This is a genomic window from Bradyrhizobium sp. CCBAU 11361 (assembly GCF_028128935.1).
Classification (GTDB): Bacteria; Pseudomonadota; Alphaproteobacteria; order Rhizobiales; family Xanthobacteraceae; genus Bradyrhizobium; species Bradyrhizobium niftali.
This window is the reverse complement of record NZ_LBJZ01000178.1, coordinates 67,207-79,967: the sequence shown is the minus strand read 5'-3', so window position 1 is coordinate 79,967 and position 12,761 is coordinate 67,207. Positions and strand designations below refer to the sequence as shown.

Genomic DNA, 12,761 nt, shown 5'->3' with positions numbered 1-12,761 from the left:
GGTCCCTCCGACAATGCAGGCGTATTCCAGTCAGCGAGTTGACCATTCGCAGCACGTCGAGCGCAAGCTCCTCTTTTCGTCTTGGATGCCGCAGTTCCTTGCAACGCGTCCTCCAAAACGCCCGCCCCGGGGGCAACCCCTCAGGACGAGGCCGTGCTCTGCGGGCTGGACCTTCAACCCATCGAGAATCGGAAGCGGAAACAACGATCTACGAACGGTGAACGCCTCGCGCGATCGATGCGACCAAGCTCAGGACAAGGGCCTTGGCCCAAAGATCTCGTCGCGATGGGAATCCGAAAGATGAAAAGCCGAACCCTGGGTGTCTTGCTCGTCGGCGGTCTGGTCGCCGCGACGGCCGTGCTGGCAAGCCCGGTCGCGGCCAGCCTCGGCCGGTACAGCGAGGCGGACAGCATCCGGTTCGGCTGGAGTCGCACCACCGGCGTGAGCGACTATCTTGACGAAACGGGGTGGGCGGTCCGGGGCCATGACACTCCGGATAATTTCGTCGAACGACTGCTCAGCATCCCCGTCGGAGCGGTCGCACGGGGCGCAGGTGCGGGTTTCGAAGCCAGGGTTTCCCAGGGCACCGGTCTGCCACTGCCAGAGAGCTGGAGCATCGCCACGGCGAAGAATTCGCCGTTCATCACGTCGGTCTACGCCGAGACCCCGCGCGATCTCGCGGCGGTGCTCGGCTTCTATCGCGCCGAGCTCGGCAAGCGTGGCTGGATCGAGACGGTGGTCGAACCAGACCGGGCCGTGATCACCTTCACGACGGCCCGTGGACCGGTCCTGCTCCGGCTTTCCCGTCAGAACGACAGGACAATCGCCGAACTTTCGCTGCGCAAGCCGGGTATCGCGAATGCCGGCCTCCTGCCGAGGCCGAGGCAGGCAAAGCTGATGCTCGGCAACAAGTCGGACGAGGTGGCGGTCATCACCGTCGCCGACCAGACCATGAAGCTGGCGGCGCACGCCGGCGAGAAACTGGCGCACTCCGACTCCGCCGCTTCCGAAATACCGGACAGCCAAAAGATCGATCTGCCGCCCGGCAAGTACAAGGTCACCCTCAAGGTCGAGGGTGGCACGGTCCAGATCCGGGAGTTCGAGGTCGCGGCCAACGAGACCTGGGGTCTGCTGGCCGGCACGGACGGCGCCCTGCTGCCGATGCGGCTCTATTGAGGCCGCGCGACGATCTCTCGCCTCGTCATTGCGAGCGCAGCGAAGCAATCCAGACTGCATCCGCGGAAAGGTTCTGGATTGCTTCGCTGCGCTCGCAATGACGGAGCGTGGGGTGGGCTCCTCACCATGCGGCTCTTTCAGCCGGACAATTCCGGCATCCAGTCGCGCAGCTTTCGCGCGGCGCCTGTGACGTCGGCGATCGTCCGAAATGCCTCCGTCTCCACCATCATCGCCCGCGCCAGCCGCACCGCGCGGGCCTCGCTGATCGCCCGCCTCCGCGGGTCCTCGATCAGCTCGAAATCGATGTTGTGGGCGAGGCCGAAGATGCGGCGGATGGTTTTGGCGGCGGCGAAGCCGACGGTATCGGCGAACAGGCGCTGCATGTAGGCCTGCCGCTCGGCCTCCAGGCGGGCGGCGCCCGTCTCGCCGGCGAAGAGCGAGACCGGATAGGCGTCGCCGGCGGCTCCGCCGCGCCAGAGGTCGAGGAATTTGCGGGCGAACTCGGTCCAGACCTGCTCGACCGTCTCCATTACCCAGCCCTCGAACGCGGCCCGCTCGCCCGGCGCGCGCTCGTGACCGGCGGAGGCGAAATAGGCCATCAGCAGATTGGCCAGCACGGCGCCGACGTCGAACCCCATCGGGCCGTAGAACGCGAATTCGGGATCGATCACCCGCGTCTGGCTGTCGGTGACCATAATCGAGCCGGTGTGGAGATCGCCGTGGAGCAGTGCCTCGGGACTTGCCATGAACTTCAGCTTCAGCCGGGAGATGGCGACGTGCAGGTCCATGTCGTCGCGCAACGACGCGGCCAGGCCGTCGAGGTAAGGCGCGGTCCAGCGGTTCTGCTCGGCGATGCGGTAGGGATCGGTGAAGATCAGGTCCTCGGTGATCTTGCACAGCGCATGGTTGCCGGCGAAGGCGGCGATGCCCTCCTTCTTCTCGGCCGCGGAGAGCGCGAGGTCGGACGTGAAGAACAGCGTCCGCGCCATGAAGGTGGTGATGTCGCCCGCAAACCGCGGATATTGCGCTGCCGCGACCAGCCCCTTGCGCATGATGATGTGGGGCTCGAGCAGCTCCATCACCGTCAGCGCCAGTGTCTCGTTGTGGTGCAGCAGCGCCGGCACGAGGCCGGGCGCGAGTTCGGCCTGCTTTGACAAGGCGAGATATTCGTAATGAGCCCGCGACAGCGGCAGCGGCCAGCTCTCGCCGACGAGGCGGACATAGGGCAGCGCCTGCTTCACGGCGACGCCGCCGCGATCGCCCTTGACGATGAAGACGAGATTGAGATTGCCGTCACCGACCTCGGTGATCGACCAGGACACCGGCTCGGCGCCGAGCAGCGCCACGAGATCCGGCAGACCCGCGAGATAATCCCGCAAGGCCGCCTCATGCAGAATCCGGTAGTCCCCTGCCCGATCCCCGGTCATGACGATCCCATCCCATGCTTGGCATGGCCGGATCGTTACTCCCGTTCCAGGAAGCTCGAGCCGATCCCGGCCTTTCTTTTGATGGGATCGTAATCACAATAGACCCCGTCCGCCAACAGCGTGTAGCTGGCGCTGACGTTGTATTTGTCCAGCTTGACCGAGTTCAGCCCGATCACCGAGGTGCTCTTGCCGCCGTTCCACTTGAACGGCGTCGAGCTCTTGGCCTGCTCGCAGGCCATCACGGCTTCGTTGAAGACGTAGCCCTCGACGAATGCCTTCAGCGTCCGCACCTGCACGGCCATCTTCCACTCGAAATAGCCGATGGCGCCCAGGCCGGCGACGATCAGCACCAGAAGCGCGACGACGATCCTCTGAAAAGTCATTCGTTCCCCCAAAACAATATCGTCAGCAAAAAACGTCTTTTTGTTTGAGCATGATCTGCTCGGAAAACCGCTGCACACTTTTCCGGATCATGCTCTAGAACGGCATGCCCATCAATTTCGACAGGCGTTCGATCGAGAGATAGCCGGCGTGGTAGGCGGCAAGGCCCGCGCCGTAGATGATCGCCGAGATGATCGTGGTCCAGATCAGCTTCGGTCCCATCCGCGTCAGGATCGGCGCACCGGGATCGGTCCCGGGCGCGCCCACGCCGTCCTCGTGCTGGCTGCGCACGCCGAACGGCAGCGTCAGGAACAGCGCGATCCACCAGATGACGAAGTAGATCGCGATCGCGGTCGATATCTGGATGGCCATGGGGCGGCCTTATGCCTGCTCGATTTCGACCAGCGCGCCGGAAAAGTCCTTCGGGTGCAGGAACAGCACCGGCTTGCCATGGGCACCGATCTTCGGCACGCCGTCGCCGAGCACCCGCGCGCCTTCCTTCACCAGGGTGTCGCGCGAGGCGATGATGTCCACGACCTCGTAGCAGACATGGTGGATGCCGCCATCGGCGTTGCGCTCCAGGAACTTTGCGATCGGCGAGGCTTCACCGAGCGGCTCGATGAACTCGATCTTGGTGTTGGGCAGCGTCGCGAACACGGTGGTGACGCCATGCTCGGGCAGCGGCACGGCCTCCGAGATCTGCGCCCCGAACGCGGCGCCATAGATTTTTGCAGCCTTGACGGCATCCTTGGTCGCGATCGCGACATGGTTGAGCCGGCCCAGCATGTTCTTCTCCCTTAGACTGTCAGTACGTGTACCAGACAGGCGGGCTTTTTGCCCCAATGTTCGTTGATCACGGCCCGGACCGCGCGTCGCACCGACTCGGCCAGGGCGTCCGGATCGCGGCGGCGCGCTTTTGGCAGCCCCTCGATCGTGGACATCACGGCTTCGAAGACCAGATCGTCGAAAGCCTCGCCCGCCCTGTTCTTCTCGGGAACGCCGACGAGATCGACCTCGGGTTCGTCGACGAGCTCGCCCTGCGCGGTCATGGCGATGGCGACGAAAGCGCAGCCGGAAAAGGCCATGCGGCGGCGTTCGACCACCGCGCGGGACTTGGAATCCTCCAGGATCGTGCCGTCCTTGTAGAGACGGCCCGAGGGCACCTCGCCGACGATGCCGGGATCGCCGGGGCCGAGCTTGACGAGGTCGCCGTTGCGGCAGACCAGCACGCGCGGCACGCCGGCGGCGCGCGCGAGCTTGGCGTGCTCGTGCAGGTGCAGGGCCTCGCCATGGACCGGGATCAGGAGCTGCGGGCGCACCCAGGCGATCATGTCGCGCAGCTCGTCGCGGCGGGGATGGCCGGAGACGTGGACCAACGCGTCGCGGTCGGTGATGACCTCGACGCCCTGGAGCACCAGATTGTTGATGATCGACCCGACCGCCTTCTCGTTGCCGGGAATGGTGCGCGAGGAGAAGATCACGCAATCGCCGCGGTTGAGCGTGATCTCGGGATGGTCGTCATTGGCGATGCGCGCCAGCGCAGCGCGGGCCTCGCCCTGGCTGCCGGTGCAGAGCGCCAGCACCTTGTCCTGCGGCAGATGGCCGTAGACGTCGGTCGAACGGAAGTTCTGCACGCCGTCGAGATAGCCGGTCTCGCGCGCGACCTGCGACACGCGGTCCATGGCGCGCCCGACCACGACGACCTCGCGATCGGCGGCCTTGGCGGCGTCGGCGACGGCTTTGATGCGGGCGACGTTGGAGGCGAAGGTCGTCACGGCAACCCTGCCCTTGGCGGCCTTCACCAGCCCGGCAATGGTCTTGGCGACCTCGGCTTCCGAGGGCGAGCGGCCGTCGCGCACCGCGTTGGTGGAATCGCCGATCAGGGCGAGCACGCCCTCGTCGCCCAGTTCGCGCAGCCGTTTTTCGTCGGTCGGGCGGCCGATGATCGGGGTCGGGTCGATCTTCCAGTCGCCGGTGTGCAGCACGATGCCGGCTTCGGTGTGGATCGCCAGCGCGTGCGATTCAGGTATCGAATGCGCGACCGGGATGAACTCGACGTTGAACGGGCCGATATCGACGCGGCCTCCCGACGGCACCACCGTCACCGGAATCTTCGGCGCGTTGCGCTCGGCGGCGCATTTGGCCTCGAACAGCGCCGCGCTGAACTGGGTCGCATAGATCGGGCATTTCAGCCTGGGCCAGAGGTCGATGATGGCGCCGAAATGGTCCTCATGGGCGTGGGTCAGCACCAGGCCCATCAGGTTCTTGCGTTCCTTCTCCAGGAAGCTGATGTCGGGCATGATCAGGTCGATGCCCGGCAGGTGCTCCTCGTCGCCGAAGGAGACGCCGAGATCGACCGCGAGCCAGGCGCGCTGATGGCGGTTGCCCAGGCCGTAGATCGACAGGTTCATGCCGATTTCGCCGACACCGCCGAGCGGCGCAAACACCAGTTCGTCAGGCCGTGCCATCACGCAGCTCCCACGGAGGCGGCCGAGCCGAAGAACACCTCGCCGGCCGCCACCGGCAGGCGTCGGCCATCAGCAGTGCGGACGATCAGGCAACCGGTGTCGTCGATCGTGTCGAAAATGCCTTCCAGCGTCGTCGTTCCCGTGTTGATCGCAACCTTCTCGCCAAGACCGGCGGCCCGCTCCAGCCAGAGCTTGCGGATCTCGGCAAAGCCGCGGCCATTGTCCCAGATGCCGCGGAACTCGACCCAGGCGTCGGACAGGGCGGAGAACAGCTCCTCGGCGCCGATCTGGACGCCAAGCGCGGCCAGCGACACCGCTGGCGTCGGCGTGCCCTCCGGCGCGGCGACGACGTTGGTACCCATGCCGACGACGACGGCGAGGCGGTCGCCGATGATTTCGGCCTCGAGCCCGATGCCGACCAGCTTCTTGCCGCCGACCAGCACGTCGTTCGGCCATTTCAGGGCGTAGCGGGGACGGCCCTCGCCGAGGCGCAGCGCGGCCTCCAGGCTCACCTTCTCCAGCGCCGCCTCCTCCGCCAGCCCCGCGGCAAAGCCAAGCGTGGCCGCGACGGCGGGGGGTACATTCATGACTTCGAGGATGCTGGCGGCGAGATTGCCCCGCGGCGCGATCCAGGCGCGCTGGCGCCGGCCGCGGCCGGCGGTCTGCTCGGATGTGACGAACCACATCGGGCCGCGTTCGCCGCCCCTGGCGTGCTCGATCGCCTCGGTATTGGTCGAGCCGGTCCGCTCGAAAGCTGCGAGCTTGTAGCCCGCCGAGAGTGCGCGAGGACCGAGCGCGAACCCCATCCTAGAACAGCGACTTTGCGGCGGCAGAGGCGACGCTCACCACCGGCCCCGCGAACAGCGCGAACAGGATGTTGAACAGGCCCGCGACCGCCAGCACCGTCTTCACCTCGACGCGCACCGGGTCAACCTGACCGGCCGGCTCGTCGAAATACATCGTCTTGACGATGGCGAGATAGTAGTAGGCACCCACCACGCTGGAGAGCACGCCGATCACGGCGAGCGTGAACAGGTTCGCCTTGATGGCGGCGACGAAGACGTACCATTTGGCGAAGAAGCCGGCGAGCGGCGGAATGCCCGCAAGCGAGAACAGCAGCATCGCGAACATGAAGGCGAGCAGCGGATTGGTGCGCGACAGACCGGCAAAATCGCTGATCTGCTCCACGGCCTGGCCGTTGCGCTTCATGGCGAGGATGATCGAGAACGAGCCGAGCGTCATCGCGACATAGATCACGATGTACATCAGGACGCCCTGCGCGCCCTCGACGGTGCCGGAGGCGAGGCCGACCAGGGCAAAGCCCATGTGGCCGATCGAGGAATAGGCCATCAGGCGCTTGATGTTGCTCTGGCCGATCGCGGCGAACGAACCCAGCACCATCGAGGCGATCGCCACGAAGACCAGGATCTGCTGCCACTGCGAGACGATGCCGGGGAAAGCGGTCAGCGTGACGCGGGTGAAGACGGCGAGCGCGGCCACCTTCGGCGCCGAGGCGAAGAAGGCGGTGACCGGCGTCGGGGCGCCCTCGTAGACATCAGGCGTCCACATGTGGAACGGCACGGCCGAGACCTTGAAGCAGAGGCCGGCGAGGAGGAAGACGAGACCGAACACCAGGCCGACATTCGCGGCCGTCGCGGCGGCCGCGATGCCGGTGAAGCTGACCGTGCCGGTGAAGCCATAGATCAGCGAGGCGCCGTAGAGCAGCATGCCCGAGGACAGTGCGCCGAGCACAAAGTACTTCAGGCCGGCTTCGGTCGACTTGGCGTTGTCGCGGTTCGAGGACGCCACGACGTAGAGCGCGAGCGACATCAATTCGAGGCCGAGATAGAGCGAGATCAGATCGCCGGCCGAGATCAGCACCATCATGCCGAGGGTCGAGAGCAGCACCAGGATGGCGTATTCGAAGATCCGACGCGAGGGGTCGGACAGGAACTCTGTCGACAGCACCAGCGTCACCGCCGAGCCGATCAGGGCCAGAATCTTCATGAAGCGGGCGAAGTCGTCGACGATGAAGCTGCCGCCGAAGGTCACCTGCTTGCCCGCGGGCAGCATGTATTCGAGCACGCCGACCACGACCAGAAGCAGGACCGCCAGCGTCGTGATCGCCCTGGTCGTCTCCTGCCCGCGATACGCGCCGAGCATCAGAAGCGCCATGGCGCCGACCGCGAGCACGAGCTCGGGCAGCACCGGCGCCAGTTGATAACCTGCAGTCGAAAAGCTCATGGCGATATCCTGACCTGCCCGATCACTGGAGCAGTGCGGCGGCCTTCACGGCCGTCACAGCGGTGTTGTAATTGTTGACGAGTTGCTGGACCGAGGCGGCCGACATGTCGAGCACCGGCTTCGGATAGACGCCGAACAGGATCGTCAGCGCGATCAGCGGGAACAGCGTCACGCACTCACGCAAGGTGAGATCCTTCATGCTCATCAGCGACGGCTTGACCAGCGCCCCGAACACGACCTTGCGGTAGAGCCACAGCGCGTAGCCCGCCGACAGGATCACGCCGAAGGTGGCGAAGAACGCAGTCGGGATCGAGACCTTGAACGTGCCGAGCAGCGTCATGAACTCGCCGACGAAGCCGGACGTGCCGGGCAGTCCGACATTGGCCATGGTGAAGATCATGAAGGTCAGCGCGTAGAGCGGCATCCGGTTGACGAGGCCGCCATAGGCCGCGATCTCGCGGGTATGCAGGCGGTCGTAGACGACGCCGACGCAGAGGAACAGCGCGCCGGAGACGATGCCGTGCGAGATCATCTGGAACATGCCGCCGGCGACGCCCTGCATGGTGCCGGCGAAAATGCCCATGGTGACGAAGCCCATATGCGCCACCGAAGAGTACGCGATCAGCTTCTTCATGTCCTCCTGCATCAGCGCCACCAGCGAGGTGTAGACGATGGCGATGACCGAGAGCGTGAAGATCAGCGGCGCGAAGTCGTGCGACGCCAGGGGGAACATCGGCAGCGAGAAGCGCAGGAAGCCGTAGCCGCCCATCTTCAGCAGGATCGCGGCCAGGACCACGGAACCTGCCGTCGGCGCCTCGACGTGCGCGTCGGGGAGCCAGGTGTGCACCGGCCACATCGGCATCTTCACCGCGAAGGAGGCGAAGAAGGCGAGCCAGGCCCAGGTCTGCAACGACCGCGGCACGGCGGTGTGCATCAGGGTCGGGATGTCGGTGGTGCCGCCGTTCCAGTACAGCGCCATGATGGCGAGCAGCATCAGCACCGAGCCGAGCAGCGTGTAGAGGAAGAACTTGAAGGACGCGTAGACCCGGCGCGGGCCGCCCCAGACGCCGATGATCAGGAACATCGGGATCAGGCCGCCTTCGAAGAACAGGTAGAACAGCACGAGATCGAGCGCCGAGAAGGTGCCGATCATCAGCGTTTCCAGGATCAGGAACGCCATCATGTATTCGCGGACGCGGCTGGTGATCGCCTTCCAGCTCGCGATGATGCAGAACGGCATGATGGCGGTGGTCAGGATCACGAGCGGCAGCGAAATGCCGTCCACACCCATGTGGTAAGTGATGCCGGTGGCGAGCCAGGCCGACTTCTCGACGAACTGGAAGTCGGCATTCGCCGGATCGAAGCGCATGACCAGGATCACCGACACCGCGAAGGTGATCAGCGTGGTCCACAATGCGATCCAGCGCGAGTTGCGCCGCGCCGCCTCGTCGTCGCCACGGCTGAGATAGACGATCAGCGCGCCGACCAGCGGCAGGAACGTCGTGACCGATACAATGGGCCAGGTCGTCATTTACTGGCCTCCAAAGCCGAACATGAACCAGGTGATCAGGCCGGCGGCGCCGATCAGCATGGCGAATGCGTAGTGATAGAGATAGCCGGTCTGGATCTTCACGACGTTGCGGGTGACGTCCAGCACGCGGGCCGAGACGCCGTCGGGCCCGAGGCCGTCGATGATGAAGCCGTCGCCCTTCTTCCAGAGCTGGTAGCCGATCCACTTCGCCGGACGGACGAAGATGAGGTCGTACAGCTCGTCGAAGTACCATTTGTTGAGCAGGAACTGGTACAGCATCGGCTGCTCTGCAGCGAGCCGAACGGGGATGTAGGGCCGGCGGATGTAGAACAAGTACGACACCAGGAAGCCCAGCACCATCATCACCGTCGGCAGCAACGCGATGGTCTCGGGGATGTGGTGCATCTCCTCGATGATGTGCGGGTTCATCTTCACGGACTCGCGGAAGAACTCCTCGACGCCGTGGCCCGCGAACAGCTCCTTGAACGGGAAGCCCGCGACGATCGAGCCGACCGCGAGCACGCCGATCGGGACCAGGATCCAGAGCGGCGCCTCATGGGCGGCTTCATAGTGATGCTCGTCATGCGGCTCGCCGTGGAAGGTCTTGAAGATCAGGCGCCAGGAGTAGAACGAGGTCAGGCCGGCGGCGACGACCGTCATCAGGAAGCCGTACATCGCGAACGGATTGTGCGAGGCGTAGGCCGATTCGATGATCGCATCCTTGGAGAAGTAGCCGGCCGTGAGCGGGAAGCCCGTGAGCGCCAGCGTGCCGACCACCATCACCGCGTAGGTGTAGGGGATCTTCTTCCAGAGGCCGCCCATGTTGCGGATGTCCTGCTCGTGGTGCATCGCGTAGATCACCGAGCCGGAGCCTAGGAACAGCAGTGCCTTGAAGAAGGCGTGCGTGAACAAATGGAACATGCCAACCGAATAGGCCCCTGCTCCCATCGCCACGAACATGTAGCCGAGCTGCGAACAGGTCGAGTAGGCAACGATGCGCTTGATGTCGTTCTGGACGAGGCCGATGGTCGCGGCGAAGAACGCCGTGGTGGCGCCGAAAAACATCACGACGGCCTGCGCGTTCGGGGCGAGCTCGAACAGCGGCGACAGGCGCGCCACCATGAACACGCCCGCGGTGACCATGGTCGCGGCGTGGATCAGCGCGGAGACCGGGGTCGGGCCTTCCATCGCGTCCGGCAACCAGGTGTGGAGCAGGAACTGCGCCGACTTGCCCATCGCGCCCATGAACAGCAGGAGGCAGGTCAGGGTCAGGGCGTCGGCGTGCCAGCCGAGGAAGTCGATGGTCTTGCCGGTGAGGCCGGGCGCGGCATGGAAGATCGTCTCGAAATCGGTCGAGCCGACCAGCATGAAGATCGCGAAGATGCCGAGCGCGAAGCCGAAATCGCCGACGCGGTTGACCACGAAGGCCTTGATGGCGGCGGCGTTCGCCGACGGCTTCTGATACCAGAAGCCGATCAGCAGGTAGCTGGCCAGACCCACGCCTTCCCAGCCGAAGAACAGCTGCACGAGGTTGTCCGCCGTTACCAGCATCAGCATGGCGAAGGTAAACAGCGAGAGATAGCCGAAGAAGCGCGGCCGGTACGGATCCTCGTCCATGTAGCCGATGGAATAGAGGTGCACGAGCGAGGACACGGTCGTCACCACCACCAGCATCACGGCAGTAAGCGTGTCGACCCGCAGCGTCCAGTAGACCTGGAGGTCGCCGGAGAGGATCCACGGCAACAGCGGAATCCGCATGTCATGGTGCATGAAGCCGACATCGACCAGCGTCATCCAGGACAGCCCAGCCGCCACGAACAGCAATGCCGTCGTGATCAGCTCGGCCGCGCGCGAGCCCGCCGCTGCCGGCTCGACCGGTCCGTGCCCGTGGTCGTCGTGACCGTGATCGTCGTGGCCATGATCGTCATGGGCCGCCGACGCATGCGCATCGCCGTGACCGTGGTCGCCGTGATGCTCGACCTCGTCGCCTGAGGGGTTGCGGGCATGCGCGCCGAACAGCGCAATCAGGCCGGCCAAGATGGCGCCCAGGAGCGGCAGGAATACGATTGCCTGAACCATGACTGAGCTCAGCCCTTCATCAGATTGACGTCCTCAACCGCGATCGAGCCGCGGTTGCGGAAATAGACCACCAGGATGGCGAGACCGATCGCGGCTTCGGCAGCGGCGACCGTCAGCACCAGAAGCGCGAAGACCTGGCCGACGATGTCGCCGAGGAAGGTCGAGAACGCGACGAAGTTGATGTTGACCGAGAGCAGGATCAGCTCGATCGACATCAGGATGACGATGATGTTCTTGCGGTTCAGGAAGATGCCGAGGATCCCGAGCGTGAACAGGATCGCGCCGACCGCCAGATAGTGTCCGAGCCCGATCGTCATTTCACCCACTCCGCCGCATCGGCATCCGAGAGCCCCTGCCCTGGCGCCACCTTGCGCATCGCCATCGCCATCTCAGGCGTGCGCGCGTTCTGAACGTTGATGTCCTGCCGCTTCACGCTCGCCTTGTGCCTGAGCGTCAGCACGATGGCACCGATCATGGCGACCAGCAGCACCATGCCCGCGAGCTGGAAGTAGTGGATGTACTTCGTATAGAGCACGAGGCCGAGCGCCTCGGTGTTCGAGACGTTGGTCGGGATCGCCGCCGTGATCGTCTTGGAGACGCCGGGGTTGATGACCCAGAAGCCGACGGTGAGCAGCAGCTCGAACATGAAGATGCCGCCGATCACGAGGCCGACCGGCAGGTACTCGATGAAGCCCTCGCGCAGCTCGAGGAAGTCGACGTCGAGCATCATGATCACGAACAGGAACAGCACCGCGACCGCGCCGACATAGACGACGATCAGCATCATGCCGAGGAACTCGGCGCCCATCAGCACGAACAGGCCGGAGGCGTTGACGAAGGCCAGGATCAGGTACAGCACGGAGTGCACGGGATTGCGCGAGACAATCACCATCACCGCCGAGGCGACGCAGATGCCGGCGAAGAGATAGAAGAACAGCGCGGAAACGATCATGCTCTCATCTCACCGGTACGGCGCGTCGAGCTCGATCGCTTTCGCGATCTCGCGTTCCCAGCGGTCGCCGTTGGCGAGCAGCTTGGCCTTGTCATAGAACAGTTCCTCGCGGGTCTCGGTCGCGAACTCGAAGTTCGGACCTTCGACGATGGCGTCGACCGGACAGGCCTCCTGGCAGAGGCCGCAATAGATGCACTTCACCATGTCGATGTCGTAGCGCACGGTACGGCGGGTGCCGTCGTTGCGGCGCGGGCCGGCCTCGATGGTGATGGCCTGCGCCGGGCACACGGCTTCGCACAGCTTGCAGGCGATGCAGCGTTCCTCGCCGTTCGGATAGCGGCGCAGCGCGTGCTCGCCGCGGAAGCGCGGCGAGATCGGGCCCTTCTCGAAGGGATAGTTCAGCGTCGGCTTCGGCTGGAAGAAATAGCGCATGGCGAGGAAGAACGCCGAGACGAATTCCGACAGCAGAAGCGAGCGTGCAGTGGCGTTGATGTTGATACCCA

At 64.9% G+C, this 12,761-nt stretch carries 13 protein-coding genes; 1 reads left to right on the top strand and 12 read right to left on the bottom strand.

Annotated features, from left to right (window positions below):
* Positions 1–300 precede the first annotated feature (300 nt).
* Positions 301–1,176, top strand: a complete 876-nt coding sequence (locus XI08_RS22275) for a hypothetical protein (protein WP_271575971.1) — start codon at positions 301–303, stop codon at positions 1,174–1,176.
* A gap of 137 nt (positions 1,177–1,313) precedes the next feature.
* On the opposite strand, the gene mtnK is transcribed toward XI08_RS22275, so the two are convergent.
* The 12 genes from mtnK to nuoI form a co-directional block, all read right to left on the bottom strand.
* Positions 1,314–2,603: an S-methyl-5-thioribose kinase gene (mtnK, locus tag XI08_RS22270; protein ID WP_271575970.1), complete on the bottom strand. Its 1,290-nt coding sequence runs from the start codon at positions 2,601–2,603 to the stop codon at positions 1,314–1,316.
* A gap of 35 nt (positions 2,604–2,638) precedes the next feature.
* Positions 2,639–2,986, bottom strand: coding sequence for a hypothetical protein (locus XI08_RS22265; RefSeq protein ID WP_027548089.1), 348 nt, complete (start codon positions 2,984–2,986; stop codon positions 2,639–2,641).
* 94 nt (positions 2,987–3,080) lie between these two features.
* A complete protein-coding gene (locus tag XI08_RS22260; RefSeq protein WP_027548090.1) occupies positions 3,081–3,356 on the bottom strand; it encodes a DUF1467 family protein in 276 nt (91 codons plus the stop codon).
* A 9-nt stretch (positions 3,357–3,365) separates the two neighbouring features.
* Positions 3,366–3,770 carry a methylmalonyl-CoA epimerase gene (gene mce, locus XI08_RS22255; protein WP_157330446.1) on the bottom strand — a complete coding sequence of 135 codons (405 nt, stop codon included), beginning with the start codon at positions 3,768–3,770 and terminating at the stop codon, positions 3,366–3,368.
* A gap of 11 nt (positions 3,771–3,781) precedes the next feature.
* Positions 3,782–5,452 carry a ribonuclease J gene (locus XI08_RS22250; RefSeq protein WP_271575969.1) on the bottom strand — a complete coding sequence of 557 codons (1,671 nt, stop codon included), beginning with the start codon at positions 5,450–5,452 and terminating at the stop codon, positions 3,782–3,784.
* Positions 5,452–6,258, bottom strand: coding sequence for a biotin--[acetyl-CoA-carboxylase] ligase (locus tag XI08_RS22245; protein ID WP_271575968.1), 807 nt, complete (start codon positions 6,256–6,258; stop codon positions 5,452–5,454). The genes XI08_RS22250 and XI08_RS22245 overlap by 1 nt, the downstream gene beginning before the upstream one ends.
* Before the next feature lies 1 nt (position 6,259).
* Complete coding sequence (nuoN, locus tag XI08_RS22240; RefSeq protein ID WP_271575967.1) at positions 6,260–7,696, bottom strand: NADH-quinone oxidoreductase subunit NuoN; 1,437 nt, start codon at positions 7,694–7,696, stop codon at positions 6,260–6,262.
* A 22-nt stretch (positions 7,697–7,718) separates the two neighbouring features.
* Positions 7,719–9,227 carry an NADH-quinone oxidoreductase subunit M gene (locus XI08_RS22235; protein WP_027548095.1) on the bottom strand — a complete coding sequence of 503 codons (1,509 nt, stop codon included), beginning with the start codon at positions 9,225–9,227 and terminating at the stop codon, positions 7,719–7,721.
* The gene (gene nuoL / locus XI08_RS22230) at positions 9,228–11,306 is read right to left on the bottom strand and encodes an NADH-quinone oxidoreductase subunit L (RefSeq protein WP_271575966.1); all 2,079 of its coding nucleotides are present in this window, start codon (positions 11,304–11,306) and stop codon (positions 9,228–9,230) included. It lies immediately after the preceding gene.
* Between the two features lie 8 nt (positions 11,307–11,314).
* Entirely contained in the window at positions 11,315–11,623 is a 309-nt protein-coding gene (nuoK, locus tag XI08_RS22225; protein WP_027523804.1) for an NADH-quinone oxidoreductase subunit NuoK, read from the bottom strand.
* Complete coding sequence (locus tag XI08_RS22220) at positions 11,620–12,258, bottom strand: NADH-quinone oxidoreductase subunit J (RefSeq protein WP_027548097.1); 639 nt, start codon at positions 12,256–12,258, stop codon at positions 11,620–11,622. Before XI08_RS22220 ends, nuoK begins: the two co-directional genes overlap by 4 nt.
* Before the next feature lie 9 nt (positions 12,259–12,267).
* Positions 12,268–12,756 (bottom strand): NADH-quinone oxidoreductase subunit NuoI, encoded by a 489-nt coding sequence (gene nuoI, locus XI08_RS22215; RefSeq protein WP_026232873.1) that lies wholly within the window; start codon positions 12,754–12,756, stop codon positions 12,268–12,270.
* Between the last annotated feature and the right edge of the window lie 5 nt (positions 12,757–12,761).